Source organism: Ramlibacter humi, assembly GCF_004681975.1.
Classification (GTDB): Bacteria; Pseudomonadota; Gammaproteobacteria; order Burkholderiales; family Burkholderiaceae_C; genus Ramlibacter; species Ramlibacter humi.
In genome coordinates this window covers 94,271-120,393 of sequence record NZ_SMLK01000008.1, presented here as the reverse complement: position 1 = coordinate 120,393, position 26,123 = coordinate 94,271, and the positions used below count along the sequence as shown (strand labels likewise).

Annotated in this window: 23 protein-coding genes; 2 read left to right on the top strand and 21 right to left on the bottom strand. The window is 70.9% G+C overall.

Features of this window, described 5'->3' with window-relative positions; genetic code table 11:
* Positions 1 to 45: 45 nt before the first annotated feature.
* The 20 genes from EZ216_RS19200 to EZ216_RS19105 all read right to left on the bottom strand — a co-directional run bounded on the left by EZ216_RS19200 (position 46) and on the right by EZ216_RS19105 (position 22,728).
* Positions 46 to 1,065, bottom strand: coding sequence for an SDR family oxidoreductase (locus tag EZ216_RS19200; RefSeq protein WP_135251407.1), 1,020 nt, complete (start codon positions 1,063 to 1,065; stop codon positions 46 to 48).
* Positions 1,065 to 1,406 carry a cytochrome C oxidase subunit IV family protein gene (locus EZ216_RS19195; RefSeq protein WP_135251406.1) on the bottom strand — a complete coding sequence of 114 codons (342 nt, stop codon included), beginning with the start codon at positions 1,404 to 1,406 and terminating at the stop codon, positions 1,065 to 1,067. Before EZ216_RS19195 ends, EZ216_RS19200 begins: the two co-directional genes overlap by 1 nt.
* Positions 1,403 to 2,020, bottom strand: coding sequence for a cytochrome c oxidase subunit 3 (locus tag EZ216_RS19190; RefSeq protein ID WP_135251405.1), 618 nt, complete (start codon positions 2,018 to 2,020; stop codon positions 1,403 to 1,405). Before EZ216_RS19190 ends, EZ216_RS19195 begins: the two co-directional genes overlap by 4 nt.
* Positions 2,017 to 3,612, bottom strand: coding sequence for a cytochrome c oxidase subunit I (gene ctaD / locus EZ216_RS19185; protein WP_135251404.1), 1,596 nt, complete (start codon positions 3,610 to 3,612; stop codon positions 2,017 to 2,019). The genes EZ216_RS19190 and ctaD overlap by 4 nt, the downstream gene beginning before the upstream one ends.
* Positions 3,609 to 4,562: a cytochrome c oxidase subunit II gene (coxB, locus tag EZ216_RS19180; protein WP_135251403.1), complete on the bottom strand. Its 954-nt coding sequence runs from the start codon at positions 4,560 to 4,562 to the stop codon at positions 3,609 to 3,611. Before coxB ends, ctaD begins: the two co-directional genes overlap by 4 nt.
* Positions 4,559 to 5,365 carry an SCO family protein gene (locus EZ216_RS19175; RefSeq protein WP_135251402.1) on the bottom strand — a complete coding sequence of 269 codons (807 nt, stop codon included), beginning with the start codon at positions 5,363 to 5,365 and terminating at the stop codon, positions 4,559 to 4,561. Before EZ216_RS19175 ends, coxB begins: the two co-directional genes overlap by 4 nt.
* On the bottom strand, positions 5,362 to 5,691 hold the full coding sequence (locus EZ216_RS19170) for a hypothetical protein (RefSeq protein ID WP_135251401.1): 330 nt from the start codon (positions 5,689 to 5,691) through the stop codon (positions 5,362 to 5,364). The genes EZ216_RS19175 and EZ216_RS19170 overlap by 4 nt, the downstream gene beginning before the upstream one ends.
* A complete protein-coding gene (locus tag EZ216_RS19165; protein ID WP_135251400.1) occupies positions 5,684 to 6,742 on the bottom strand; it encodes a hypothetical protein in 1,059 nt (352 codons plus the stop codon). The genes EZ216_RS19170 and EZ216_RS19165 overlap by 8 nt, the downstream gene beginning before the upstream one ends.
* Positions 6,739 to 7,344: a c-type cytochrome gene (locus EZ216_RS19160; RefSeq protein ID WP_135251399.1), complete on the bottom strand. Its 606-nt coding sequence runs from the start codon at positions 7,342 to 7,344 to the stop codon at positions 6,739 to 6,741. The genes EZ216_RS19165 and EZ216_RS19160 overlap by 4 nt, the downstream gene beginning before the upstream one ends.
* A complete protein-coding gene (locus tag EZ216_RS19155; RefSeq protein WP_205959710.1) occupies positions 7,341 to 7,868 on the bottom strand; it encodes a DUF3341 domain-containing protein in 528 nt (175 codons plus the stop codon). The genes EZ216_RS19160 and EZ216_RS19155 overlap by 4 nt, the downstream gene beginning before the upstream one ends.
* 151 nt (positions 7,869 to 8,019) lie before the next feature.
* Positions 8,020 to 9,396, bottom strand: coding sequence for an NrfD/PsrC family molybdoenzyme membrane anchor subunit (gene nrfD, locus EZ216_RS19150; protein ID WP_135251398.1), 1,377 nt, complete (start codon positions 9,394 to 9,396; stop codon positions 8,020 to 8,022).
* Positions 9,396 to 10,949, bottom strand: coding sequence for a c-type cytochrome (locus EZ216_RS19145; protein WP_135251397.1), 1,554 nt, complete (start codon positions 10,947 to 10,949; stop codon positions 9,396 to 9,398). The genes nrfD and EZ216_RS19145 overlap by 1 nt, the downstream gene beginning before the upstream one ends.
* 13 nt (positions 10,950 to 10,962) lie before the next feature.
* Positions 10,963 to 12,723: a GMC family oxidoreductase gene (locus EZ216_RS19140; protein ID WP_135251396.1), complete on the bottom strand. Its 1,761-nt coding sequence runs from the start codon at positions 12,721 to 12,723 to the stop codon at positions 10,963 to 10,965.
* Positions 12,716 to 13,486, bottom strand: coding sequence for a gluconate 2-dehydrogenase subunit 3 family protein (locus EZ216_RS19135; RefSeq protein WP_135251395.1), 771 nt, complete (start codon positions 13,484 to 13,486; stop codon positions 12,716 to 12,718). Before EZ216_RS19135 ends, EZ216_RS19140 begins: the two co-directional genes overlap by 8 nt.
* Positions 13,483 to 16,257: a 4Fe-4S dicluster domain-containing protein gene (locus EZ216_RS19130; protein ID WP_135251394.1), complete on the bottom strand. Its 2,775-nt coding sequence runs from the start codon at positions 16,255 to 16,257 to the stop codon at positions 13,483 to 13,485. Before EZ216_RS19130 ends, EZ216_RS19135 begins: the two co-directional genes overlap by 4 nt.
* A 3-nt stretch (positions 16,258 to 16,260) precedes the next feature.
* Complete coding sequence (locus tag EZ216_RS19125; protein WP_135251393.1) at positions 16,261 to 16,920, bottom strand: cytochrome c3 family protein; 660 nt, start codon at positions 16,918 to 16,920, stop codon at positions 16,261 to 16,263.
* The gene (locus tag EZ216_RS19120) at positions 16,917 to 17,627 is read right to left on the bottom strand and encodes a glycoside hydrolase family 15 protein (RefSeq protein ID WP_135251392.1); all 711 of its coding nucleotides are present in this window, start codon (positions 17,625 to 17,627) and stop codon (positions 16,917 to 16,919) included. Before EZ216_RS19120 ends, EZ216_RS19125 begins: the two co-directional genes overlap by 4 nt.
* A 7-nt stretch (positions 17,628 to 17,634) precedes the next feature.
* Positions 17,635 to 18,018: a sensory rhodopsin transducer gene (locus tag EZ216_RS19115; protein ID WP_239024442.1), complete on the bottom strand. Its 384-nt coding sequence runs from the start codon at positions 18,016 to 18,018 to the stop codon at positions 17,635 to 17,637.
* Positions 18,015 to 20,921, bottom strand: coding sequence for an FAD-binding and (Fe-S)-binding domain-containing protein (locus tag EZ216_RS19110; protein WP_135251391.1), 2,907 nt, complete (start codon positions 20,919 to 20,921; stop codon positions 18,015 to 18,017). Before EZ216_RS19110 ends, EZ216_RS19115 begins: the two co-directional genes overlap by 4 nt.
* A 19-nt stretch (positions 20,922 to 20,940) precedes the next feature.
* Complete coding sequence (locus EZ216_RS19105; protein ID WP_135251390.1) at positions 20,941 to 22,728, bottom strand: thiamine pyrophosphate-requiring protein; 1,788 nt, start codon at positions 22,726 to 22,728, stop codon at positions 20,941 to 20,943.
* 128 nt (positions 22,729 to 22,856) lie between these two features.
* Between EZ216_RS19105 and EZ216_RS19100 the strand changes: the two genes are divergently transcribed.
* A complete protein-coding gene (locus tag EZ216_RS19100; protein WP_135251389.1) occupies positions 22,857 to 24,107 on the top strand; it encodes an alpha-hydroxy acid oxidase in 1,251 nt (416 codons plus the stop codon).
* Positions 24,104 to 24,568, top strand: coding sequence for a MarR family winged helix-turn-helix transcriptional regulator (locus EZ216_RS19095; RefSeq protein ID WP_135251388.1), 465 nt, complete (start codon positions 24,104 to 24,106; stop codon positions 24,566 to 24,568). The genes EZ216_RS19100 and EZ216_RS19095 overlap by 4 nt, the downstream gene beginning before the upstream one ends.
* A 101-nt stretch (positions 24,569 to 24,669) precedes the next feature.
* Here EZ216_RS19095 and EZ216_RS19090 read toward each other — a convergent pair whose 3' ends face one another.
* A complete protein-coding gene (locus tag EZ216_RS19090; protein WP_239024441.1) occupies positions 24,670 to 26,115 on the bottom strand; it encodes a Do family serine endopeptidase in 1,446 nt (481 codons plus the stop codon).
* Positions 26,116 to 26,123 lie beyond the last annotated feature (8 nt).

Genomic DNA, 26,123 nt, shown 5'->3' with positions numbered 1-26,123 from the left:
TCCCGCGCCGTGACGGCGCGGGCGGCACCGGCCTCTGAGCCGCGGTCAACGCCACGCGGACGGCGCGCGCTTCTGCCGGTGCGCCATTTTCCCCAGCAGCCACAGCGCGCCTGCGGCGCCCATCAACAGCCCGCGGTGCCGGTCCGCCCACCACTGCGTGCTGAAGCCGTGCGCCTGCGCGTCGAAGCGGCCGTGCGCGCCGTGGTCGCCCGCCACCGGCGCGTACAGGTTGTCGGCCCGGTTCGCGGGCAAGGGCTCGTCGGTGTGCTGCCCGTCCACGGCACTGCGGCCCAGCGTGCGATCCAGCACGCCGGGAAAGAGCTTGTTGCCGAGGATCGCCTTGACCGCGGGCAGGCCCACCCACACTTCGCGCCGCCGGTGCGTGGCCGCCCAGTAGATCGCCTGCGCGGCGACTTCGGGCTGGAAGATCTTGCCCATGGGCCGCGGCCGCTTGTGCATCGTCGTGCGGCCCCACTCGAACTGCGGCGTGTTGAAGGCCGACAGCTGCACCATCGTCAGGTGCACCGGGCTGCGGTCGTGGTCCAGCTCGCACCGCACCGAGTCGGTGAAGCCGCGGATCGCCGCTTTCGCGCCGCAGTAAGGCGCCTGCAGCGGGATGGAGCGGTAGGCGAGGGCCGAGCCCACCTGCACGATGGTGCCGCGGCCGCGCGGCCTCATGCGCCGCAGCGCGGCCAGCGTGCCCCACACGGTGCCCAGGTACGTGACCTCGGTGGAGCGTCGGAAGTCGCGCTGGCTGATCTTCATCACGTCCGAGAAGATGGTGGCCATGGCGTCGTTCACCCAGACGTCGATGACGCCCCACTCGGCTTCCACGCGCGCGGCGGCGGCCTCCACCTGGGCTTCGTCCGCCACGTCGGTCGGCAGCACCAGGGCTTCGCCGCCCATCGCTTCCACCTCGGCGCGCGCGGCGTTCAGGCCATCCTCGCCGCGCGCCACCAGCGCCACGCGCCAGCCATGGCGGGCGAACTCGCGCACCGCGGCGCGGCCGATGCCGGCGGATGCGCCGGTCACGACGGCCACGGGTCTTTCGTTCTTCGGCTCCATCATGAACTTCCTTTCTTGCCGGTGGGTGCCAGCTGTTGCGGCTGCTGCATCGCGGCCGGATGCATGTCGCGCGTGGCGAAGTCCACGCCCGACAGCGTGAACAGCAGGGCCAGTGCGGCGAAGCCCAGGGCGGCAGTGAGCCGCAGCGTCGGCGGCGCGCGGCGCAGGTCCATGAACAGCCACAGCACGATCAGCGACTTGGTGGTGGCGATGGCCAGGCCGGCCACCAGGTTGCCGCGCCCCAGCGGCAGGTAGGCGCTGCCCAGGCTGGTGAGCATCAGCGCCAGCAGGGCCACCCAGGCGGCGGCCAGCTTCAGGCTATGGCGTCGCAGGTTCTTCATCCGCTGCGTCCCCCCAGGTAGATCAGCGGGTAGAGAAAAATCCACACCACGTCGACGAAGTGCCAGTAGAGGCCGGCCACTTCGACACGCCGTGGCAATGCCCAACCCGAGAGCCGGTGCGTGCCCCAGGCGAAAGTGGCGAGCACCGCGATGCCGATGGTGAGGTGCACCGCGTGCAGGCCGGTCGCCAGGAAATACAGCACGTAGAACAGCTGCGCGCCGGGCTCCTGCAGCCGGAAGGCTGCGCCGGGCACCAGGTGTTCGTGGAACTCCCTGGTGTACTCCATGCCCTTCAGCACCATGAAGGCCACGCCGAGCGCGCTGGCGCCCCACAGCAACGCGCTGACGTACCGGCGGCTTTCGCGCGACTCACCGCAGGCGACGGCCATCGCCACCAGCGCGCTGCTGGTCAGCAGCAGCGCGGTGTTCACCGTGCCGATCACCACGTGCGTCTCGCGCGAGGCCGCCGCGAAGCCTTCCGGCCAGTGGCTGCGTCCGTACGTGTACGCGAGCAGCAGCCCGCCGAAGAACAGCACCTCGCTGGCCAGGAACACCCACATGCCGAACGGGCCGGTGAGCTCGTCCGGTTCGTGCCGCACGGCGGCGGTGTTCATGCGCCGGCCTCCAGCGGCGCGTTCGGGTCGTAGTCGTAGACGCGCTCCGGCGGCGACGGCTCATGGTCGAAGTTGTGCGTCGGCGGCGGCGACGGCGTGGTCCATTCCAGCCCGCGCGCATCGAACGGGTTCGGCCCGGCCTGCCGGCCCGCGAACAGCGACCAGCCCAGGTAGAAGAACGGCAGCAGGTAGCCCGCCGCCAGCACCACCGCGCCGGCCGACGAGAAGAGGTTGAGCACGTGGAACTCGGGCGGGTACTGGTGGTAGCGCCGCGGCATGCCCTGCACGCCCAGGATGTACTGCGGGAAGAAGGTGAAGTTGAAGCCCAGGAAGATCAGCACGGCGGCGATGCGCGCCCAGATGTCGTGGTACATGCGCCCGGTCACCTTGGGCCACCAGAAGTGCAGCGCGGCGAAGTACGCCATCACCGAGCCGCCGACCATGATGTAGTGGAAGTGCGAGACCACGAAGTAGGTGTCGGTCAGGTGCACGTCCAGCGCCAGCGAGGCGAGGAACAGTCCCGTGAGGCCGCCGATGGTGAACAGGCCGACGAAGCCCAGCGCGTACAGCATGGGCGCGTCGAAGCGGATGGCCCCCTTGTAGAGTGTGGCCGTCCAGTTGAACACCTTGATGGCCGAGGGGATGGCCACCAGGAAGGACAGCAGCGAGAACACCATGCTGGCCGCCATCGACTGGCCGCTGACGAACATGTGGTGGCCCCACACCAGGAAGCCGATGGCCGCGATGGCCAGGATGGCGTAAGCCATGAAGCGGTAGCCGAAGATGCGCTGCCGCGCGAAGCAGGGGATGATCTCGCTGGCCACGCCCATCGCGGGCAGCACCATGATGTACACGGCCGGGTGCGAGTAGAACCAGAACAGGTGCTGGAACAGCAGCGGGTCGCCGCCGTGCGCGGGGTCGAACACGCCGATCTGCCACAGCCGCTCGGCCACCACCAGGAAGGTGGTCATCGCCAGCACCGGCGTGGCCAGCACCAGGATGATGCTGGTGGCGTAGATCGCCCACACGAACAGCGGCAGCTTGAACCAGCCCAGCCCCGGCGCGCGCAGCGTATGCACCGTGACGATGAAGTTCAGCCCGGTGAGGATGGACGAGAAGCCGACGATGAACACGCCGGTGAGCGCCACCGCGACCCAGCTGTTGGAGAACATCGTGGAGTAGGGCGTGTAGAAGGTCCAGCCCGTGTCCACGCCGCCCAGCGCCAGCGACAGCAGGATGACCAGGCCGCCCGCGATGTAGATGTACCAGCTGGTGAGGTTCAGCCGGGGGAAGGCCAGGTCGCGCGCGCCGATCATCAGCGGCACCAGGAAGTTGCCCATCACCGCCGGGATGGACGGGATGAGGAACAGCCACACCATGATCACGCCGTGCGCGGTGAACAGGCGGTTGTAGGTGTCGTGCGAGACCAGGTCGCCCGCCGGCGTGGCCAGCTCCAGCCGCATCACCGTGGCGGCCGCGCCGCCGATGAAGAAGAACGCGGTGATCGCCACCGCGTAGAGGATGGCGATGCGCTTGTGGTCGTTCGTGAACAGCCACGACCGCAAGGTGTGCCCGTCGTCCAGGTAACTCATGGAGCCTCTCCCGAGCGGATGTAGGCGATCAGCGCCTGGATGTCTTCCTCGCTCACCTGCCCGGCGAACGACGGCATCACGGGCTGGAAGCCCGCCACCACGTCCTTCTCCGGCAGCAGGATGGAATCGCGCACGTAGTTTTCGTCGGCCACCAGGCTGCGGCCGTCGGACAGGTGCACTTCGCGCCCCAGCAGGCCGCGCAGCGACGGCGCGTTCACCGTGGAGCCCGGCGTGTGGCAGCCGCTGCAGCCCAGCTCGCGGAAGCGGGCGAAGCCGTACTGCGCCAGGCTGGGTTCGGTGGGCCCCGCCGACACCCATCTGGTGAATTCCGCAGGCGGCATGACGACGATGCGGCCGATCATCTGGGAGTGCTGCGAGCCGCAGTACTCGGCGCAGAACAGGTGGAACTCGCCCACCTGCGTGGGCGTGAACCACAGCGAGGTGTAGCGGCCCGGCAGCACGTCCTGCTTCAGGCGGAAGGCCGGCACGTAGAAGCTGTGGATCGCGTCCTGCGCCGTCATCACCAGCCGCACGGGCTGGCCCAGCGGCACGTGCAGCTCGTTGATCTCGCGCCGGCCGGCCGCGTGCTGCAGCTTCCACATCCACTGCTTGGCGACGACGTAGACGGGCAGCGCGTCGCGCGGCGGCTCGTACAGCAGCAGGAAGTCGTGCGCGGCCCAGCTGAAGATGACGATGAACAGCGCCAGCGGCACCAGCGTCCAGGTGAGTTCGATGCCCAGCTTGCGCTGGACGATGCCGCGGCTCACCCGAGAACCCTGGCGGTAGCGCACGGCGAAGAACACGATGGCGACGAGCACGCCCAGGGCCACCACGCCGGTCAGCAGCAGCATGGCCGTGAACAGCAGGTCCACGCCGCCGGCCACGCTGGACGCGCTCTGCTGCAGCAGCCGGAAGCTGGAAGCCAGGCTGGCGTCGACGTCGGGGTTCATCGCCCGTCTCCCGGCCGGCCGCCGCGCCGGCGCCAGCACCAGCCGGCCAGGGCGATCACCAGCAACACCGAGCCGGCGCGGGCCGCGTTCATCACCGGCTGGTTGAGGCGGCCCACGTGCGGATCGAAATGCACGCACAGCAGCGCGAGCCGCCCCGTGGCGCTGCCCAGCCGGTCGCCGGCGGCGTCGGCCAGCGCGACGCGCAGCTCGCCCGGCGCCATGCCCATGCCGTTGAAGTACCGCGAGATCTCGCCGCGCGGCGTCAGCACGACGACAGTGGCCGGATGCGCGAAGCTGGCCTGGTCGCCGCCGCCGGGTGGCAGCCGCTCGAAGCGAACGCCGATGGCCGTGGCGATGCGCTGCAGCTGCGGCGCGGTGAGCGTCAGCAGCTGCAGGTCCAGCGGCCCGGCCCACGGTGCCAGCGAGTCGGCGTACTCCGCGTCGAGAGCGTGGCGCATGCGCGCATCCGCCGCGGTTTCCTGCGGATCGACGCTCACGCCCACGATGCGCCAGCGCGCGCGGTCCGTGCCGCTGCCGTTCAAGGCTTCCAGCAGGCTGCGCATCACCAGCCCGCACAGCTGCGGGCAGCGGTAGTAGCCCGGCACCAGCAGCACGGGCCGCGTGCCGTCGATCACGTCGGCGAGGGTGCGCGCACGACCGGCTTCGTCGGTCACTGCCAGGTCCAGCGGCACGCGGGCGCCGATGTGCTGCTCCAGCCCGGCTTCGGGCGGCGCGGGCAAGGCCAGCGGCTGCGCGGCGGCGGCGCCGCAGGCAAGCAGCAGCAAGAGAAGGAGCCGCTTCATCGCTTCGGCTCCCCGCTGCCCCGTGCGGCCATCAGGGCCATCGCGTCCGAGATGGGAATGTGGGCGATGCCTCTCTCCCGGTCCACCCAGCCGGCCGAATTCAGCTTCGCCAGCTTGGCCTGCCGGTCGCGCTGCAGCTCGTCCTGCGGCGCGCTGGACAGGCCGGGCGCATCGAGGCGGATATCAGGCCCCGAAGACAGCCGCTCGCCGCCCGCCGGCACGTGGCGCAGGTGCAAGAAGCCCAGCACCGCGCCCACGGCCGCGGCCACCACCAGCGCGATGGCCAGCGCGGTCCAGAGCACCGGGCGCACGGCGATTTCACGCATGGCGCAACTCCCGCGAGGCGGCCTGCGCGGAAACGGCTTCGGTCCCGCCGAAGGCCAGCAGCGCCATGCCCGCGAAAGCCAGCGGCGCCAGCCACCACGCATGCAGCGAGTGGGCGTCGACCGAAGGCACGATGGACCACACCGTGTCCATCGCCGTCGAGGCGAGCAGCAGCAGCGCCACCAGCGCCAGGCGGGCCGGCCGGTCCTTCACGCTCCGGAACAGCAGGGCCACGAACGGCACGGCCAGTTGCAGCAGCACCAGCGCCACGCCCACCCACTGCCAGCCGGTCTGCAGGCGCGGCACGTACCAACCGATCTCTCGTGGGATGTTCTCGGCCCAGATCACCAGGAACTGCATGAAGGCCAGGTAGCCCCAACTCATCACCCACATCAGCAGCAGGTTGCCGATGTCGCGCGAGACCGGCGCTTCCTTTGCCGCGGGCCAGTCGCGCCGCAGCAAGGCGAGCGGCACGACCACCGCGGCGCCGCCCAGCGCCTGCGTGCCCATCAGGACCAGGCCGAAGGCCGTGCTGTACCAGCCCGGCACCAGCGACATCAGCAGGTCCACGCCCGCCAGCGTGGTGGCAATCATGCACACGACGATGGAAGCGGCCGCGCGCCCTTTGCTCGCGAGCGACGCGGGCCGCGTGACCCACCACCACGCCACCGCGTACAGCACCAGCCTGGCCGTGAACGCGGCCGGCGCGAGCCACCGCAAAGCGAAGCCGGGCCGTGCCATGCCGCGCGTCCATTCGGCGGCCGGCAGCGTCGCCCACGGATACAGCTGCCCGGCGGCGGCGGCGACCACCACCAGCCCGGGCAGCAGCCACGGCAGGCGGCGCGAGAGCGCCAGCGCGGTGGCGCGCACCGGCAGGCCCCAGTTGCCGCCGGTCAGCACGTGCATCCACGCGTTGATGAACACGCCGAGCACCAGGCCCAGCGCCCACCACCACGCCGCCAGCGCGCAAGCCAGCGCGACCGGCAGCGAAACGGTGCCGCCCACCGCGACCAGCAACAGCAACACGATGCCGATCGGCTGCATCCGTTTCATCGCGGGCCTCCCGCGGCGACCTTGTCGCGCAATGCCGGCGGCAGTTCCGCCACCGGCACGGCCTGGCTCAGTTGCAGCGCGCGGATGTAGGCGACGATGGCCCAGCGGTCCAGCGGCGCCACGCGGTCGCCGTAGCCGTACATCACGCCGTGGCCGCCGGTGATGACGTCGAACAGGTAGCGGTCCGGCGCGTCGCGCAGCCGCGGCTGGTGGTAGGTGGGCGGGTTCGGGAAGCCGTGACGCGCCACCGGGCCTTCGCCGTCGCCCAGCGGGCTGTGGCAGGGCAGGCAGTAGATCGAGTAGCGGTCCTGCCCGCGCTGCAGCAGCGCCTGGGTCACGGGCGGCGGCGACTGCGCCGCCTTGGCCTCGCGCCATTCCTGGATCTCCTGGCGCCCTTGCCGCGCGCTGCTGGTGCCCGCGATGTCGCCGGTGGCGGCCGGCACGCTGCCTGCGGGCGGCGGCCGGTCGGCGCGGCCATCGGGCCAGAGCGTGCTGCCTTCGTCGGGATCGAAGCGCGGCTGCTCGTACATGTTGTGCATCTCGCGCTCGCAGCCGGCGGCCAGCAGCGCGCAGGCGATCGCCGCGGCGAGCACGGGCTTCATGCCGGCACCTCCACGCAGCGCATCGGGTGCATGGCCTGCAGCAGTTCGCGCGCGCGTTGCGGCTCGAAGGCCGGGTCGTCGCAGCGCAGGCAGAGGAAGAAGCGGTTGCGCGTGGCCAGGTCGAACTCGGCCACCGCGAAGAGCGGATGGCGCAGGCGCGGCAGGCCGTTGGCGGCCAGCATGGAGATCAGCGCCGCGAACGCCGCGCCCAGCACCGCCATCTCGAACGTCACCGGGATGAACATGGGCCAGCTGTTCAGCGGCCGCCCGGCCACGTTGACCGGAAAGTCGATCACCGCCGAGTACCACTGCAGGAAGAAGCCGCCGGCGCCGCCCAGCACGCCGCCGACGAAGGTGAAGGCCGGCACGCGGTTGCGCGTGAACCCCAGCGCTTCGGCCAGGCCGTCGACGTGGAACGGCGAATACGCTTCCGCGCGCTGGTAGCCGGCTTCGCGCACGCGCCGCGCGGCCGCGAGCAGCTCGTCGGCGTCGGCGAATTCGGCCAGCAGGCCCCACGTGCTCATGGCGCCGTCTCCTGCGCAGCAGAGGGAAGCGGACTCCCGTACGCGAAGGGCGCGAAATTGACGCGAAGGGGAGAACGACATCCTTCACGGATCTCTTTCGCGCCTTTCGCGAATCCTTCGCGCCTTTCGCGGACGGGAGTTCTTCGTGCACTCATGAAGACGCCCCCTTCACGCTCTCGCGCGCCAGCAGCCGCATCTCGGAGATGGAGATCGCGGGCAGCACGCGCAGGAAGACCAGGAACAGCCAGGCGAAGGTGCAGATCGAGCCCAGCAGGAAGACCCAGTCCCACATCGTCGGGATGAAGATGCCCCACGACGAGGGCAGGAAGTCGCGGTGCAGGCTCTGCACGACGATGGTCACGCGTTCCATCCACATGCCCAGGTTGACCAAGATGCTCAGCGCGAACAGCAGCGCCACGTTGCGCCGTGCCTTGCGCCACCACAGCAGCTGCGGCACCAGCACGTTGAAGGCCATCATGGTCCAGTACACCGGCGCGTAGGCGCCGACCCAGCGGTCGGTGGTCATGGCGATCTCGTACTCGTCGCCGCTGTAGAACGCCATGAAGATCTCGCTGGCGTAACCGTAGGCCACGAACGCGCCGGTCGCCAGCAGCACCTTGGCCGCATGGTCCAGGTGCACCTCGGTGATGAAGTCCTCCAGCCCGAAAGCCTTGCGCAGCGGGATGGCCAGCGTCAGCACCATGGCGAAGCCGCTGAACAGCGCGCCGGCCACGAAGTAGGGCGGGAAGATGGTCGAGTGATAGCCCGGCGTGTTGCCGACGGCGAAGTCCAGCGACACCACCGAGTGCACCGACACCACCAGCGGCGTGGCGATGCCGGCCAGCAGCAGGTAGGCGGTCTCGAAGCGCGCCCAGTGCCGCGCTTCGCCGCGCCAGCCCAGCGCGAACAGGCCGTACGCCACCTGCTTGAAGCGGGAGTGCGCGCGGTCGCGCAGTGTCGCCAGGTCGGGCACCAGGCCCACGTACCAGAAGAGCAGCGACACCGTCAGGTAGGTGGCGATGGCGAAGAAGTCCCACACCAGCGGGCTGCGCCACTGCGGCCACACGTTCATGTGGTTGGGGTAGGGCGCGATCCAGTAGAAGAACCAGGGCCGCCCCAGGTGCAGGATGGGGAACAGGCCTGCCATGGATGCGGCGAACAGCGTCATCGCCTCGGCGAAGCGGTTGATCGAAGTGCGCCACTTCTGCCGCAGCAGCAGCAGGATGGCCGAGATGAAGGTGCCCGCGTGGCCGATGCCGATCCACCACACGAAGTTGGCGATGGCGAAGCCCCAGGCCACCGGGATGTCCACGCCCCAGATGCCGATGCCCTTGGTGAACAGGTAGCCCATCGCGGACAGGAAGGCCAGCGTCCCCGCCAGCGTGCCGAAGAAGCCGGCCAGCCACGGCCAGCGCACCGGGCGCGTCAGCACCAGGTCGGCGATCTTGTCGCTGATGGACGCGTAGCTCCACCCGGCGCGCAGCACGCCGATGTCGCGCGAGGCGAGGGGACGTTCGCCTGGCGCCATCAGCCCCCTCCGGCCGGAACGCCGGCCGGACGGCCGCCGCCTTTTTCCTTCGGCGCGCCACTGCCGGCGGCGTTGGAGCCGCCGCTGCCGCCCTGGCCCGAAGGCGCGCTGCCGCCGCCCTGGGCGCCCGATGCCTGGCCGGCCGTCGTCGGCAGCTTGTCGCTGGCGGGTGCGGCCTTGCCGGCATCGCCCGTGCCGTTGGCACGGCTGTCGGTGTTGGCGGTGGACAGCGTCAGCGCGCCCGGGTGCGCCAGGTCCACCGGCGGTTCGGCGCGCGGCTGGGTCTCCAGCTTCAGCTTCTTGCGCAGGTCCTCCACCTGCTTGCCCGTGACCGCGGGCGCGCTGTTGCCCCAGCTGTTGCGCGAGTAGGTCAGCACGGCCGCCACCTGCTGGTCCGACAGCTTCCAGCCGAAGGCGGGCATGGACAACGGCGTCGGCGACGCATCGACCGGCACCTTGCGCGTGCCCGCCAGCACGAAGTGGATCAGCGTCGCGGGATCGGACTGCTGCAGGTTGGCGTCGCCGCGGATCGGCGGGAACAGGCGCGGCACGCCGCTGCCGTCCATGCGGTGGCAGGCCGCGCAGGCGTCCTGGAAGATGGCCTCGCCCTGCTTCATCACCTGCGCATCGGGCGCCTCCACCTTGAGGTCCGGCGACGGGGCGATGGTGCGCAGGTAGGCGATGGTCGCGGCGATGTCGGCGTCGTTCATCTGCGAGGTGGAGAACGCGACCACCTCGCCCATCTCGCCCGAAGCGGCGCTGTGCGTGTTGGCGCCGCTGCGCAGGAACTCGCGCAGGGTGGCGTCGTCCCAGCCGCCCAGGCCGGTGCGGCGGTTGCCGGTGAGGTCGGGCGCGAACCAGACGCCGAGGGTGCCGCCGCGGAAAGCGTCGCGGTCCTTGTTCGCGCCCAGCATGTTCTTGGGCGTGTGGCAGGCCTGGCAGTGGCCCAGGCCTTCGACCAGGTAGGCGCCGCGGTTCCACTCCGGCGGCTTGCCGGCGACGGGCTTGTAGGGCCCCTTGTCGAGGAACATCGCGTTCCACACGATCATCAGCTGCCGGATGTTGAAGGGGAAGGGCAGCTGGTTGCGGTCCACCGCGTGGTTCACCGCGGGCACCGTGCGCAGGTACGCGAACATCGCGTCCGAATCCTCGCGGGTGACCTGCGTGTAGTAGTTGTACGGGAACGCCGGGTAGAGGTGCCGCCCTTCGTGGTCGATGCCTTCGTGCATCGCGCGGTAGAAGGTGTCGGGGTTGTAGCGGCCGATGCCGGTCTGCGTGTCGGGCGTGAGGTTGGCCGACAGCAGGCGGCCGAAAGGCGTGCCCACTGGGCGGCCGCCGGCCAACCGCGCGCCGCCTTTCTGCGTGTGGCACGCGACGCAGTCGCCCAGCTGCACCAGGTAGCGGCCGCGCTCCACCTGCGCGGTGGGCGCGGCGTTGGCTGCCGGCGGCGCGGGCTGCTGCTGCGGCGAGGTGGTGGGCTGCGCCAGCAGCAGGTTGGCGGTGGCCAGCGCCGCGGCGCCGAGCACCGGCCAGAGGAGCAGGGAGCGATTCATCGCGGCGCCTCCTTCATGCGAGCGGGCCGGGCGCCTTGAGGTAGCGCTCGCGGATCGCCAGCGCGCTCCAGTACGCGAGCGCGGCGACGGTGCCGGTGGGGTTGTAGCCCGGGTTCTGGGGAAAAGCGCTGGCGCCCATCACGAACAGGTTGGGCACGTCCCAGCTTTGCAGGTAGCGGTTGACGGCGCTGGTGCGCGGGTCGGTGCCCATGATGGCGCCGCCCGTGTTGTGCGTCGTCTGGTAGGGCACCACGTCCCAGCTGCCCTTGCGCGGGTTGGCCTTGATCTCGCGCGCGTTCATCGCCTTCGCGATGGCGGCCGCCTTGTCCGTGAGGAAGTCGGACATGCGGTGCTCGTTGTCCGTGTAGTCGAAGGTCATGCGCATCAGCGGCCGGCCGTACACGTCGCGGTAGGTCGGGTCCAGGTCCAGGAAGTTGCCGCGGTGGCTCATGACCGCGCCGTGCGTGGCCAGGCTCATGGTGCGCAGGTAGTTGTGCGCCAGCGCCTTCTTCCATTGGCTGCCCCAGCCGGGCGTGCCCTTGGGGACTTCGTGCGTCTCGATCGGGCGCGCGCCGGTCTGGATGTTGCCGATGTAGCCGCCGCCGATGAAGCCCAGGCCCGCGTGGTCGAAGTTGTCCCCGTTGTAGTCGTCGACCACCATGCCGAGCGCGCCGGCACCGATGAAGGGGTTGAGGATCTTGTCCTCGAAGAACACGTTGACCGACGACGTGATCTGGTAGGCGTAGTTGCGGCCGACCACGCCTTCGTTGGCCGCCGCGTCGTAGGGCTTGCCGATCTTCGACAGCAGCAGCAGCCGCACGTTGTGCAGGATGTACGCGCACAGCACGATCAGCTCGGCCGGCTGCTCGTACTCGCGCCCTGCGGCGTCGATGAAGGTGACGCTCACCGCCCGCTTGCCGGTGGCGTCGAGGTTGATCTTCGTCACCTCGGCTTCGGTGCGCAGTTTGAAGTTGGGTTTGCGCATCAGCACCGGCAGGATGGTGGTCTGCGCGCTGGCCTTGGCGTAGTTGCCGCAGCCGAACTTCTCGCAGAAGCCGCAGTAGGTGCACGGGCCCAGCTGCACGCCCAGCGGGTTGGTGTAGGCGCGCGACATGTTGGCCGACGGCTGCGGGAAGGGCTTGTAGCCCATGGACTGCGCGGCTTGCGCGAACAGCGCTGGCGGCAGCGTCATCTCCATCGGCGGGTTCGGGAACTCGCGCGCCCGCGGTCCTTCGAAGGGGTTGCCGCCGGCCTGGATCTGCCCCTGCAGGTTGCCGGCCTTGCCCGAGATGCCGCACAGGTACTCGAAGCGGTCGTAGTGCGGCTCCAGCTCCCCGTAGGTCACGCCCCAGTCCTGGATGGTCATGTCGTCCGGGATCGCGCTCTTGCCGTACCGCTGCGTGTTGTGCGAGCGCGCGAGGAAGTCCGACGGCAGGAAGCGCCAGCTCTGCCCGTTCCAGTGGATGCCCGCCCCGCCGACGTTGGTGCCGGGCAGGAAGGACCCGAGCCGGCGCATGGGCAGCGCGACCTGGCTGGCGTTGTTGCGGACGGTGAGCGTCTCGTGCGCGGGGTACTGGAACAGCTCGTGCCGCCAGTAGTAGCGCAGCTCGTCCTGCGCGAAGGTGGGCGCGAAGTCGGTGGGCGTGTCTCGCCAGTTGCCGCGCTCCAGCGCGAGGACGTTCAGGCCGGCGTCGGTGAGTTCCTGCGCGAGGATGGCCCCGGTCCAGCCGAAGCCGATGACCAGCGCGTCGACGGAGGGCAGTTTCTCAGCCATGGCTGCCTCCCGGCGGGTTCCAGTCCGGACGGCCCAGGATGGCGACCGGCGGCAGCGGGTACTTCTCGCCGTGCTTCTTCACGAAAGACGTGTGGTCGTAGCGCGCGCCGGGAAAGCCGATCAGCTTCCAGCCCGCCATGTCGCGGTTGCCGCCGTACAGCGGGTCGGAGAAGAAGCCTTCGATGGTGTTCTGCTGCAGCAGCTCGAAGAAGGTCTTCGCGTCGGCCGTCGGCAGCTTCACCTTGCCGTCTTCCAGCTGGTGCAGCCAGCGGTCCTGGTCGTCGGCGGACAGCTTGGCGAAGGCGGCTGCGCGGCCTTCCTTGCCCACCGCCTCGTCGACCTCGCGGATGCCCGCGCGGTACAGCGCCGCCGGCGTCATGCGCGTCTGCCAGCCCTGCGTCTTCTCGCCTTCGCCCCACGGGCCCTGCATGTACCAGCGCGAGCCGCGGCCGTACTCGCCGGCCAGCTGCCGGTCGATGAACACCGGCACGCCCGCTTCCTTCGCGCCCGGCCCCAGCTCGTCGGCCGGGATCAGGCGCGACACCGCGGCTTCGACGAACGCGGCCTCGGCGGGGGTGAGCCAGGTGTAGCCCGCCGGCTGCACCGCCGGCGGCGGCACGTCGGCCGCGCCCTCGGTCCAGGGCATCTCGCCGGGCTGCACGATGCGCGCGGCGGCCGCGCCCGCGATGGGGATCACCGCGCCCGCGGTGAGCAGCCGGCGGCGCGTGACGCGCGGCTGCGGTGGGTTGTCCGATGGTTTCATGTCTTCGGTCCTTTCTCTTCCTTGCGGCGTACGCGCGCCAGGTAGGTGGTGCGCGGGCGGGTGTTCAGTTCGGCCAGCAGCGCGTAGTGGCGCGGCGATCGCCGCTGCTGCGAGACGGCGCTGGCGGGGTCGTGCAGGTCGCCGAAATGGATGGCGCGCGTGGGGCAAACGGCCTGGCAGGCCGTCACCACGTCGCCGTCGGCCAGCGGCACGCCGGTGCGCTGCGCGTGCTGCCGCGCGCGCGCCACGCGCTGCAGGCAGTAGTTGCACTTCTCCATCACGCCGCGCTGGCGCACCGTGACGTTGGGGTTGCGCTGGCCCTTCAGGCTTTCGGTCGTCGCGTCGGTGAACTGCAGGAAGTTGAAGCGGCGGACCTTGTACGGGCAGTTGTTGGAGCAGAAGCGCGTGCCGATGCAGCGGTTGTAGACCTGCACGTTCAGGCCTTCGCTGTCGTGCATGGTCGCGCCCACCGGGCACACCAGCTCGCAGGGCGCGTTCTCGCAGTGCATGCAGGGCACCGGCTGGAACACCGTCTCGTCTTCTTCCGGCGCTGCGTAGGCATCGACGCGGATCCAGTGCATCTCGCGCCCGTGCGACACCTGCTCCTTGCCGACGACCGGGATGTTGTTTTCGGCCTGGCAAGCGGCGGTGCACGCGTTGCAGCCGATGCAGGCATCCAGGTCGATGGTCATGGCCCACGCGTGCTCGGGGTATTCCCATCGCGGGTAGAGCGAAGGCTGCTCGCGCTCGGGCTCGACACGCGCGCCGGCATCGATGACGCGCGCGGGCTCGCGGCCGGAAGGGTCCATGGTGTGCTGCGTCACCGCGAAGTCGTGGCGATCGGCCAGCCGTTCCACCTGCACCGGCAAGGGCCCCGCCTGCGCCGCCATCAGGTGGTAGGCGTCGAAGCCCACGCCGTCGCCCACCCGTCCGGCGTTGTCGCGGCCGTAGCCGAGCGGCAGCGTCAGCACGCCTTCGGCATGCCCGTCCTGCACCCAGACCGGCGCGGCCACCGAACGGGTACCCGCCCGCAGGCGGACCCGGTCGCCCTTGCGCAGTCCGAGCTGTCGTGCCGTGGCCGGGCCCAGCAGCGCGGCGTTGTCCCAGGTGAGCTTGGTGAAAGGCCGCGGCAGCTCCTGCAGCCACGCGTTGTTGGCGAAGCGGCCGTCGTGGGCCGACGGGTCGGGCGCGAAGACGGCGACCAGGCCCGCGCCGCCGGCCACGCCAGCGGTGGAAGCGGGCTCGGCGCGCGCACGCACCCGCAGCGGCGCCGGCGCACTGCCTTCGATCACGCCTTTCTGCAACGCCTCGCGCCAGAAGGTGTCGAAGCCGCCGCCGGCCTGCTCGCGCCAGGTGGCCTGCACGATGGCGTGGCCGTCGCGCACGTCGTCGCCCGCCACCAGCGCCAGCAGTTCGTGCAGCGAGCGGCTGTCGTACAGCGGCGCGATGGCGGGCTGCACCAGCGTGGCCGTGCCGTCGTGCGCCAGCGCGTCGCTCCACGCCTCGAAGCCGTGCGAGAGCGGCAGGTGCCAGTCGCAGGTGCGCGCCGATTCGTCGCGGTAGAGGCCGCAGTGCACGGACGTGGCCACCCGGCTCACCGCTTGGCGGAAGCCGAGTTCGCCGGGTGTGTCGTACGCGGGGTTGGCGTCCAGCACGAGCAGCACGCGCACCCGCCCGGCCTCCATGTCGCTCACCAGGCCGGGCAGGTTGCCGGCGCCTTCGGCCCACGCCAGCGGCGGCAGGTACTGCACGGTGTTGCCGGCGGCGCCCAGCCGATCGTTGAGCGCGTGCACCGCGGCGTGCGCGGATGCGGAAAGCGAAGGCCCGGCGATCACCAGCGCATCGCGCCCGGCGGCCCGCAGCGCGGCGAGCATCTCGGTCCCCAGGCCCGGCAAGGGCTGGCCGGCTGCGAGCCGCAAGGCCAAGGCCTCGATGTCGCGCGGCGCCATCGCCACGCGGCGGTCCGCGCGCGCGCCGAACAGGCCGGGCGCGACCTCCACGGCGCAGGCGGCTTGCGGGCCTTCGCGGCTGCGCAGCTGCGACCAGTCCATCGCGTGGCGCACCGCGCCCGGGCCTTCGCTGAACGGGTCGGCGGCCAGCGAGAGCACGCATCGCACTCGGTCGAAATGGAACAGGGGCTGCACTTCGCGCCCGAACGCGGCGGCCGTGCCCGCGCGCGCGCCGGCATCCGGCACGGACGAGTACTGGTGCAAGCGTGAGCGCGGCCAGCGCCTGGCGATCGCCGCCAGCTGCCGCCGCAACGTTGGCGAAGTGGCCGGCCCCGCGAGCAGCCGCAGGCCTTCGCCGCCGCTCGCATCCAGGTCGTTCGCCACGCGCCGCCACGCGGTCTCGAACGCCGGCCACGACGAGATGGCCAACGGCCCTTCGTGTTCGCGGCCCAGCCGCTGCATCGGCGCCTGCGATCGGTCGGGGTCCCACAGGTCCAGCACCGTGGCCTGGCCGAACGCGTCGGTCGCGCCCAGGCTGGACGGGTGCAGCGGGTTGCCTTCCACCTTGGTCGGCCGCCCGCCGTGCGTGGCGATGAGCACGCCTTGCGCATGCCCGTCGCGCGCCACGGCGCTGGCGTAGAACACGGGTGAGCTGTCCGCGCGCGCTTCCGGCATGTCCACCCACGGGTAGATGCGCTCGCGCGGCTGGCGCGTGCAGCCGGCGCCGGCCAGCGCCATGGACGCGGCCATCAACCGCAGCACCTCGCGCCGGCGGACCGGCAGTGCATGCGGGTGGAAGTGGACGGGCTGCTCTTGCGTCATCGGTCAACGGTGGCAGGTGGAACAGTCGGTGAGGCGGCGCGTGCTCTCCAGCTTCATCGCGCGGGCCAGGTTCTGCGCATCGGCTTCGGACAGCCGCGGCGCCGCCATGTCGAACAGCTGCGAATGCGGCCGCAGGTGGTGCGCGGGATCGCGGTGGCACTGCAGGCACCACTGCATCTGCAGCGGCTGCGCGCGCCAGGTGATCGGCATCTGGTCGACGCGCCCGTGGCATTCCACGCAGCCCACGCCCTTGGCCACGTGCACGCTGTGGTCGAAGAAGACGAAGTCGGGCAGCTGGTGCACGCGCTGCCACTCCACCGGCTTGCCGGTGCGCTCGCTTTCGTGCAGCGGCGCCAGCACTTTCGCGTCGGTGTACAGCTGCGAATGGCAGCTCAGGCAGATGTGGGTGGACGGCAGGCCGGCGTGCCGCTCCGTTTCCACCGCCGTGTGGCAGTAGCGGCAGTCGATGCCGTCGTCGCCGGCGTGGTGCTTGTGGCTGAACGGGATGGGCTGCACCACCGGTTCTCCCAGCGCCTGGTTCGAGGCTTCGCGCCACAGCGCGAACCCCACCACCGCGGGCACCAGCAGGAACAGCCCGGCGATGGCCAGCTTCACGGCCAGTTCCAGCCGCGCGCTGAAGACCTGGTCGCGGTCGCGGTTCATGCGGTGGTGCTCCGCAATCCGGCCGCGTCGCGCGCCGACTGCAGCGACAGGGCGGCGGTGATCGAGCCGACGTGGCTGAACGCCTGCGGGAAGTTGCCCACCGCCGCGCCGGTGCGGCTGTCGAGCTCCTCCGCGTACAGGCCGGCGGGCGTGCGCAGCGACAGCAGCCTTTCGTACAGCGCCTGCGCTTCGTCGAGGCTGCCTTGCCGCGCCAGGCAGTCCACCAGCCAGAAGCTGCAGATGGCGAACAGGTGCTCGCCGCCTTCCACGCCGTCGTACTGCCTGCCGGGAGGGAAGCGGTAGAGCAGGCCGCCCGCCGACAACTCCTGGCGGATGCGTGCCGTGGTGGCCAGCATGCGCGGGTCGCGCGGGTCGAGGTAGCCCATGCGCGGGATCAGCAGCAGGCTGGCGTCCGGCGCCTGGCTGCCATAGAAGCCGGCGTAGCTGCCCAGCGACTCGTCCCAGGCGCGGGCTTCGATGTCGGCGCGGATGGCTTCGCACTCGCGGCGCAGGTGTTCCACGTCGATCGGCAGCGACTGGATCTCGTGCAGCCGCAGCGCCCGGTCCAGCAGCGCGCCGAACACCGAGGGGCTGGAAAAATCCGGCACACAGCACCAGTCGATGCCGCCGAAGCGCGAGACCAGGGCCAGCGTGCGGCAGTCGCCGATGGCGGCGTAGTCCCCGATGGACGGCTCGCGGGGCGCCATGCGGGCCTCAGTCCTGCGAATACGCGACGGTGGACAGCAGCGCCAGCGCGCTCTGCCGCGAATCCAGCCGCGTGTGCTGCACCACGATGGGTTCGTCGGACACGATCACGCTGGAGTAGTCGCGGTCGCGCGGCACCGGCTCGGGGTCCCCCAGGTCGTTGAAGCGCAGGTGCAGCGTGCGCTGCGCCGCCACGGTCACCCGGTACGGGCCCGCGGGGTCGCGGTCGGCGAAGAAGAGGGTGAGGTCCACGTGCGCCTCGCGCGGCCCGGCGTTGAGCAGGCACACGGTCTCGTGGCTTTCCAGCGCGCGCCCGCCGCCCGAGCCCTGGGAAGGGATGTAGCCCTCGGCCACCGCCCAGACGGTACGGCCGATGCGGGGGGATTCCATCATTCGTCTTGCGCTCCTTCCAGCGCCATGCGCAGCACCTGCGCCAGGTGCAGGGCGCGGCGACCGGTGCCCTGCGCGATCTGCTCGCGGCAGCTGTAGCCGTCGGCCAGCACCAGCTGTTCGCCGCCCGCTTCGCGCACCGCGGGCAGCAGCGCGCGCTCGCCGCAGCGCATGGACACGTCGTACTTGCCCGCCTCGAAACCGAACGATCCCGCCATGCCGCAGCAGCCGGTGTCAGGTTCCTGCACGTCCAGCTGTAAGCGGCGCAGCCACTCGTGCTCGCCGTCCGTGCCGAGCACCGACTTGTGGTGGCAGTGCAGGTGCACCAGCGCCTGGCGCCGCAGCGGCCGCACTTCCAGCCCGGCCGCATGCGCGTGGAGGAAATCGGCGAACAGGAAGCTCTGCTGCCGCAGCCGTTTCGCCTGCTCGTGGTGGGGCAGCATCATCGGCATCTCCTCGCGGAACACCGACAGGCAGGCGGGCTCCAGCACGACCACGGGGATGCCCGCGCGAATCTCGTCGGCCAGCACAACCAGGGTGCGTTCCAGGTAGCGGCGCGCCTCGTCCAGGTAGCCCGCTTCGTAGAGCGGCCGTCCGCAGCACACGCTGGCGCGAGGCAGCCGCACACGCCAGCCGGCCCGCCGGAGCACTTCCACCGCGTCATGGGCGACCTGCGGGTGGAAGTGGTTGTTGAAGGTGTCGGGCCACAGCAGCACTTCGCCGCGCGAGCCGGCCAGCGGCTCTTCGCGGAACGACGCGGTGAAGGTCTTCGCCGCGAAGGCCGGCAGCCGCCGCTGCGCCGCGATGCCGGCCGCGCGCTTGATCCAGCCCGAGAAGGGCTCGTGCTGCGTGAGGTAGTTGGCGGCACCGGGCGCCACCGCGGCCAGCCGGGCCCAGCGGTCGATGAAGCCGAAGGTGGCGGCCGACAGCGGGCGAGGGTGGTGCTCGTAGTAGTGCGACAGGAACTCGGCCTTGTACGCGGCCATGTCCACCTTCACCGGGCATTCGTGCTTGCACGCCTTGCACGACAGGCACAGGTCCAGCGCTTCCTTGACGGCTTCCTCGCGCCAGCCTTGCTTGAGCACGCCGCCGTCGCGCTCGCCGTTCAGCATCTCGAACAGGAGGTGAGCCCGGCCGCGCGTGCTGTGCTTTTCCTCCAGCGTGGCCTTGTAGCTGGGGCACATGGTGCCGTCGCGCTTGCGGCATTCGCCCACGCCCACGCAGCGCAGCACGGTGCGGCCGAAGTCGCCGCGGTCGTCGGCGAAGAACATGCGCGTTTCCACCGGCCGCGGCGCGTAGGCCGTGCCCAGCCGCAGGTTCTCGTCCGGGCGGTACGGGTGCACGACCTTGCCGGGGTTCATGCGGTTGCGCGGGTCCCAGATCGCCTTGAACTCCTCGAACGCGCGCACCAGCTCGGGCCCGAACATGATGGGCAGCAGCTCCGCCTTGGACTGCCCGTCGCCGTGCTCGCCCGACACCGAGCCGCCCAGGCTGACCACCAGCTGCGCGGCTTCGTGCAGGAAGCGCCGGAACTTCTCGATGCCCGGCTGCGTTTCCAGGTCGAAGTCGATGCGCGTGTGCACGCAGCCCTGGCCGAAGTGGCCGTACAGGTCGCAGCCGTAGCCATGGCGGTCGAACAGCGCGCGCAGCTCGCGCAGGTACTTGCCCAGGTTCTCGGGCGGCACGGAGGAATCCTCCCAGCCTTCCCAGGTGATGGGCTTGCCGGGCACGTGCGCGGTGGCGCCCAGGCCCGACTCGCGCACCTTCCAGATGTGCTGCTCCTGTGTGGCGTCGTCCACGAGCTTGATGGAAGGAGGCTTCGTCCTGCCGCGCAGGCGATCGGTGAGCTTGCGGGCACGCGCCTTCGCTTCGTCGGGCGTGCCGCCGCCGAATTCCACGATCAGCCAGCCCTTGCCTTCGGGCAGCAGGTCGACGTAGTCGACGTGGATGTGCGACTGGCGGATGTCTTCCACCAGGCGGTCGTCCATGCCTTCCAGCGCGATGGGCCCGCAGTCCATCACCGCCATCACGTCGTCGGCCGCATCGGCGACGGAGTCGTAGCCCAGCACCACCAGCGAGCGGCAGGGCGGGTTGGGCAGCAGCCGCAGCCGGGCCTGCAGCACGACCACGCAGGTGCCTTCGGAGCCCACCAGCGATTTGGCGATGTCGAAGCCGTTTTCCGGCAGCAGCGCCGGCAGGTTGTAGCCCGACACGCGGCGTGGGATGGGCGGGAACTTCTCGCGGATGCGGCCGGCGTGGCGTTCGGCCAGCGACCGCAGCTCCTGCGCGATCTGGGCCGCGCGCCCGCCCTGGGCCAGCAGGCGTTCGTCGGTGCCCGGACCGCCCACCCAGGTGCGCAGGCCGTCGTAGGTCAGGATCTCCAGCGCCAGCACGTTGTGCACGGTCTCGCCGCCCATCACCGAGTGCGGCCCGCAGGAGTTGTTGCCGATCATCCCGCCCAGCGTGTTGTGCGTGTGCGTGGCGGGGTCGGGCGCGAAGGTGAGCCCGTGTTCGCCCGCCTGCTCGCGCAGGTCGTCCAGCACGCAGCCGGGCTCGACCAGCGCGGTGCGCCCCTGCACGTCGATCTCCAGCACGCGGTGCAGGTGCTTGGTGAAGTCGATCATCACGGCCACGTTGCACGACTGGCCGCACAGGCTGGTGCCGCCGCCGCGCGACAGCACCGGCGCGTCGTGCCGGTGGCACACCTCGACGGTGGCGACGACGTCGTCCACGTCGAGCGGGATCACCACGGCGATGGGCACCTGGCGGTAGTTGGAGGCATCGGTCGCGTACAGCGCGCGCGAGCCGTCGTCGAACCGCACTTCGCCCTTCACGTGGGCGCGCAGGTCGCGCTCCAGCGAATGCACGTCCAGGCCCAGCGGGGTTTCCGGCGGGTTGCGGGTCACGGCCGTCCTTCGCGGCGGTTCAGCGCCGGGTGCTGAGGGTGGCCCAGGCCTGCCGCGCGCTCTCGCGCACGACGCCGCCCGCGTCGGGGTCGCCGTGCAGCAGCGCCTTCAGGAAGTGCCTGCCCTGTTCCAGCGTCAGGTGCGGCGGCAGCGGCGGCACGTCGCCATCGGCCACGACCTCCAGCACCGCGGGCTTGCCCGCGGCCAGCGCTTCGTCCCAGGCCGATGCGATGCGGTCGGGGTCGTCGACGCGGATGCCGTGCAGCCCCAGCAGATTGGCGTACTCGGCGAACGGCAGCCGCGGCAAGTTCTGCGAGTCGCTGAACTTGGGGTCGCCGGCCATCGCGCGCTGTTCCCACGTCACCATGTTCAGGTCGCGGTTGTTCAGCACCATGATCACCAGCCGCGGGTCGCTCCATTCGCGCCAATGGGCCGCGATGGTGGGCAGCGCGTTGATGCCCAGCATCTGCATCGCGCCGTCGCCCACCAGGGCGATGGCGGGCCGGTCCGGGTGGCAGAACTTGGCGGCCAGCGCGTAAGGCACGCCCGGGCACATGGTGGCCAGTCCGCCCGAGAGCGAACCCATCATGCCGCGCCGCGCCTTCAGGTCGCGCGCGTACCAGGCGGCGGAACTGCCCGAGTCGCAGGTGACGATGCAGTTGTCCGGCAGCCTGGGCGACAGCTCCCAGAACACCCGCTGCGGGTTGATGGGCCTGGCCGGTTCGGCGGCCCGCTTCTCCATCACGTGCCACCAGCGCGCGACGTCGGCTTCGATCTTCTCGCGCCAGCGGCGGTCGTCCTTGCGCCTGAGCATCGGCAGCAGCGCGGCCAGCGTCTCCTTGCTGTCGCCGACCAGGTTGACGTCCATCGGGTAGCGCAGCGACAGCTTGCGGCCGTCCAGGTCGATCTGCACGCCCTTGGCTTTTCCTTCTTCGGGCAGGAACTCGGAGTAGGGGAAGCTGGAGCCCACCATCAGCAGGGTGTCGCAGCCGGTCATCATTTCCCAGCTGGGCGCCGTGCCCAGCAAGCCGATGGAGCCGGTGACCCAAGGCAGGTCGTCGGGCACGGCGAACTTGCCGAGCAGCGCCTTGGCGATGCCGGCGCCCAGCGCGTCGGCCACGGCGATGAGTTCGTCGGTCGCGTGCAGCGCGCCGGCGCCGGCGAGGATGGCGACCTTCTTGCCCGCGTTCAGCAGGTCGGCGGCCGCCTGCAGGTCGACCGGGGCCGGCACCAGGCGCCGCCCCGTCAGGCCGATGCCGCTGTGGATGGTGCCGTGCTTGCGCGGCGGCGTTTCCACGGCCTCCAGCTCCTGCAGGTCGTTGGGCACGATGACGCAGGTGACGGTGCGCTGGTCGATGGCGATGCGCATCGCGCGGTCGACGAGGTGGCGGATCTGCGCGGGGACCGTGGCCATGTGCACGTACTCGTGCGCCACGTCCTTGAAGAGGCTGATCAGGTCCACCTCCTGCTGGTAGTCGCCGCCGAGCGCGGTGCGGGCCTGCTGGCCCACGATGGCGACCACGGGCTGGTGGTCGCCCTTGGCGTCGTACAGGCCGTTGAGCAGGTGGATGGCGCCCGGGCCCGACGTGGCCATGCAAACGCCCACCTCGCCGGTGAACTTCGCATGGGCGCAGGCCATGAACGCGGCCAGCTCTTCATGGCGGGCCTGGATGAAGCGCATCCGGTCGCCGATGCGGCCGAAGGCGCCCATCAGCCCGTTGATGCCGTCGCCGGGGTAGCCGTAGATGCGCCGCACGCCCCATTCGTGGAGGCGGTCGAGCAGCTGGTCACTGGTCGTCCTGGACATTGTTGTTTTCTCCGGTTGCAAGCCCTGAAGTCCAAACCATTGTGGACCGCCCGCCGCAATCTGTGTCGTAATACGATATATCCGGTGGTGCCGTTTGCAGCGGGACAGAAACCCGGCCAGCCGATGACATGAGCGCGACGTCTTCCGTGGCCCAGCTGGGCGACTCGCCGCGTCGGCGCTATTACGCCGGACGCGACCTGCGGCGTGTGCGCGACGTCGGCGACTTGCGTGCGATGGCGCACCGCCGCATGCCGCGGTTCGTGCTCGAGTACCTGGAGGGCGGCGCGGAACGGGAGCAGAGCCTGCAGCGCGACCGCGCCGCCTACGACGAGTGGCGATTCGTGCCGCGCCAACTCGTCGACGTGTCTCGGCGATCGCTCGCGGCGCAACTGCTGGGTCGCATGGCGCCGATGCCGCTGGTGGTGGCGCCCACGGGCCTGAACGGCCTGTTCGTCCATCACGGCGACGTCGAGCTGGCCAAGGCCAGCGCGCGGGCCGGCGTGCCTTTCGTGCAGAGCACGATGTCGAACGATCGCATGGAAGACGTGGGCCGCGTCCCGGGCCTGCGCCACTGGTGGCAGCTGTACCTGTTCGGCGGCGAAGAGGTGTGGCAGGAACTGCTGCGGCGCGCCGATGCCGCGGGCTGCGAAGCGCTGCTGCTGACCACCAACGCCCAGATCTTCGGCCGCCGCGAGTGGTCGGCGCGCACGCGCGTGGGCCGCAGCCGTCCGTCGCTGCAGACGATCGTCGACGCGGCCCTGCATCCGCGCTGGATCGCTTCGACGCTGGTGGCCGGCGGCGGGCTGCCGGCCTTCGCCAACGTGGTCGACTTCGTGCCTCGTGACCAGCGCGGCTTCTTCGAAACGGCGTTCTGGATCCGCGACCACCAGCCGCAATCGATGGACTGGGCTTCGGTGGCGCGCATCCGCCAGCGCTGGCGCAGGCCTTTCCTGCTGAAGGGCCTGCTGCACGAAGACGACGTGCGCCGCGCGCTGGATGCCGGCGTCGACGGCATCGTGCTCGGCACGCACGGCGGCCGCCAATTGGACAGCTGCGTGTCGGCGCTGGACGTGCTGCCGGCGGCGCGCCGCATCGTGGGTGGCCGCATGGCGATCTACGCCAGCGGCGGCGTGCGGTGCGGCACGGACCTGCTCAAGGCGCTGGCGCTGGGCGCGGACGCGGTGCTCGCGGGGCGCGCGCCGCTCTACGGCCTGTGCGCCGCCGGCGCGGCCGGCGCGGCGAAGGCCCTGGAACTGCTGCACGGCGAGGCGCACGACGCGCTGGGCCTGCTGGGCGCGAACTCGGTCGGCGAACTGGGGCCGCGATTCCTGGCCCGGCTGGGCGCAACGGCCGCGCTCCCGGCTACGATTTGCGGATGAGCACCACCGCCGCGCGCATGTCCAAGACCGAATTCGTCGCCCGGGCGCGCTTTCGCCACCAGCTGCGCCTCTTCGAGCAGTTCACCGAGAAGGCCTGCGCCGCGGCCGGCGTCACCATGCCGCAGTACATGCTGGTGCTGCAGGTGCGCGGCCGGCCCGAGCGCGACTGGGCGCTGGTCGGCGAGCTGGCCGACTGCCTGGCGTTGAAGCACCACACGACGGTGGAACTGGTGAGCCGCTGCGAAGCCGCCGGCCTGGTGCGCCGCGAACGCGATCCGGATGACCAGCGCAAGGTGCGGGTGCTGCCCACGGCCAAGGGCGCGCGCGTGGCCGACCGTGTCGCCCGCGCCCACGAGAAGGAACTGGAGCGGCTGCTGGGGCACCTGGAGGAAGCGCTGGAGCGCGAGCGCGTGGCGCTGGTCCGGCCCGCGGCCAGGCGAAGAACCCGCCAGGAGAAGTGATGGGGCCGGCCGGCGCGCGCAGGCAAGAGGACGTGACAAAGCGCGGCAGCTGACGCGCTGTCCGCGCGCCCGCTGCCGCGCAGGGGTGGAGTGGCCGGCGATCAGCCGATGCGCACCGGCACGAAGATGCGGTCGTCGCCGCGCTGGATCAGCAGGGCGACCGACTTGTCGGCCTTGGCCACCACCTTGCGCGCGTCATCGACGCTCTTGGCCGCCACGCCGTTGATGGACAGCACCACGTCGCCGGGCTGCACGCCCGCCCGCTGCGCGGCGCCGCTGGCCTGTTCCACCACCAGCCCGCTGTCGACGCCGGCCTGGCCACGCTCGTCGGGCTGCAGCGGCCGCAGGGCGAGGCCCAGCTTGCCGCCCGAAGCCTGCGCGGCGGAAGCAGTGGCTTCCTTCGCGTCCTTGCTGGGCGCCAGCTTGGCCGTGAGGTTCTCGGCACTGCCCTTGCGCCACACCTTCATCTGCAGCGGGTCGCCGCTCTTCATCAGCGCGATCTGCGCCGGCAGGTCGCCCGAGCTCGTGACGGCCTGGCCGTTCACCGACTGGATCACGTCGCCCGGCTTCAGGCCGGACTTGTCGGCGGGGCTGCCCTTTTCCACCTGGGCCACCAGCGCGCCTTCGGGCTTGGGCAGGCCGAACGAATCGGCCAGCGCCTGGTTCACCTCCTGCACGCTCACGCCCAGGTGCGGGTGGTCCACCTTGCCGGTGGCGACGATCTGCTGCTGCACGCGCTGCGCCAGCTCGATCGGGATGGCGAACGACACGCCCTGGTAGCCGCCCGAGCGGCTGTAGATCTGCGAGTTGATGCCCACGACTTCGCCGCGGCTGTTGAACAGCGGGCCGCCGGAGTTGCCGGGGTTCACGGCCACGTCGGTCTGCACGAAGTTCACGCCCGAGCCGTCGGGCAGCATGCGGCCCTTGGCGCTGACCACGCCCACGGTCACCGAGTTCTCGAAGCCGAACGGCGAGCCGATGGCGGCCACCCATTCGCCGACCTGCAGGTCGCGCGTGTTGCCCAGGCGCACCGTGGGCAGGTCCTTGGCGTTGATCTTCAGCACGGCGATGTCGCTGCGCGCGTCGGCGCCCAGCACCTTGGCCTGGAATTCGCGGCGGTCGGTGAGCTTGACGGTGACTTCCTGCGCGTCCTTGACGACGTGGGCGTTGGTGAGGATCACGCCCGACGGGTCGACGATGAAGCCGGAGCCGGTGCCGTGCACGGCCTGGTCGTGCGGCACCATCTGGCGCGGGATGCCGAAGAAGCCGAAGGGGTCCATCGGGCCGTCGTCGCCGTCCTGCTGGGCGTCGGCGGCCTTGCGCACGCCGTCGACGGTGATGTTGACCACCGCGGGGCCCCATTGCTGGGTGATTCGGGTGAAGTTCGGCGGCGCGATCGAAGCCGGCTCGGCGGCGGCGGCGGCCGCGGTGACCGCGGGCGGGGGGGCCGCGTGGACCACGTGCTGGTCGAAGGCGCGCACGGTGGCGCCGCCGACCACGCCGGCGGCCACCAGGGCCAGCAGCATGCGGCTGGGTTTGCGGTTCATGTCCATGA

Coding starts and splice junctions, on each gene's coding strand:
- EZ216_RS19090 (WP_239024441.1), bottom strand. CDS start 26,115: ATGAACCGCAAACCCAGCCGCATGCTGCTGGCCCTGGTGGCCGCCGGC.
- EZ216_RS19200 (WP_135251407.1), bottom strand. CDS start 1,065: ATGGAGCCGAAGAACGAAAGACCCGTGGCCGTCGTGACCGGCGCATCC.
- EZ216_RS19120 (WP_135251392.1), bottom strand. CDS start 17,627: ATGGCGCCCCGCGAGCCGTCCATCGGGGACTACGCCGCCATCGGCGAC.
- nrfD (WP_135251398.1), bottom strand. CDS start 9,396: ATGGCGCCAGGCGAACGTCCCCTCGCCTCGCGCGACATCGGCGTGCTG.
- EZ216_RS19190 (WP_135251405.1), bottom strand. CDS start 2,020: ATGAACACCGCCGCCGTGCGGCACGAACCGGACGAGCTCACCGGCCCG.
- EZ216_RS19170 (WP_135251401.1), bottom strand. CDS start 5,691: ATGCGTGAAATCGCCGTGCGCCCGGTGCTCTGGACCGCGCTGGCCATC.
- EZ216_RS19100 (WP_135251389.1), top strand. CDS start 22,857: ATGAGCGCGACGTCTTCCGTGGCCCAGCTGGGCGACTCGCCGCGTCGG.
- EZ216_RS19135 (WP_135251395.1), bottom strand. CDS start 13,486: ATGAAACCATCGGACAACCCACCGCAGCCGCGCGTCACGCGCCGCCGG.
- coxB (WP_135251403.1), bottom strand. CDS start 4,562: ATGAACCCCGACGTCGACGCCAGCCTGGCTTCCAGCTTCCGGCTGCTG.
- EZ216_RS19095 (WP_135251388.1), top strand. CDS start 24,104: ATGAGCACCACCGCCGCGCGCATGTCCAAGACCGAATTCGTCGCCCGG.
- EZ216_RS19140 (WP_135251396.1), bottom strand. CDS start 12,723: ATGGCTGAGAAACTGCCCTCCGTCGACGCGCTGGTCATCGGCTTCGGC.
- ctaD (WP_135251404.1), bottom strand. CDS start 3,612: ATGAGTTACCTGGACGACGGGCACACCTTGCGGTCGTGGCTGTTCACG.
- EZ216_RS19165 (WP_135251400.1), bottom strand. CDS start 6,742: ATGAAACGGATGCAGCCGATCGGCATCGTGTTGCTGTTGCTGGTCGCG.
- EZ216_RS19145 (WP_135251397.1), bottom strand. CDS start 10,949: ATGAATCGCTCCCTGCTCCTCTGGCCGGTGCTCGGCGCCGCGGCGCTG.
- EZ216_RS19195 (WP_135251406.1), bottom strand. CDS start 1,406: ATGAAGAACCTGCGACGCCATAGCCTGAAGCTGGCCGCCGCCTGGGTG.
- EZ216_RS19115 (WP_239024442.1), bottom strand. CDS start 18,018: ATGATGGAATCCCCCCGCATCGGCCGTACCGTCTGGGCGGTGGCCGAG.
- EZ216_RS19105 (WP_135251390.1), bottom strand. CDS start 22,728: ATGTCCAGGACGACCAGTGACCAGCTGCTCGACCGCCTCCACGAATGG.
- EZ216_RS19130 (WP_135251394.1), bottom strand. CDS start 16,257: ATGACGCAAGAGCAGCCCGTCCACTTCCACCCGCATGCACTGCCGGTC.
- EZ216_RS19160 (WP_135251399.1), bottom strand. CDS start 7,344: ATGAAGCCCGTGCTCGCCGCGGCGATCGCCTGCGCGCTGCTGGCCGCC.
- EZ216_RS19175 (WP_135251402.1), bottom strand. CDS start 5,365: ATGAAGCGGCTCCTTCTCTTGCTGCTGCTTGCCTGCGGCGCCGCCGCC.
- EZ216_RS19125 (WP_135251393.1), bottom strand. CDS start 16,920: ATGAACCGCGACCGCGACCAGGTCTTCAGCGCGCGGCTGGAACTGGCC.
- EZ216_RS19155 (WP_205959710.1), bottom strand. CDS start 7,868: ATGAGCACGTGGGGCCTGCTGGCCGAATTCGCCGACGCCGACGAGCTG.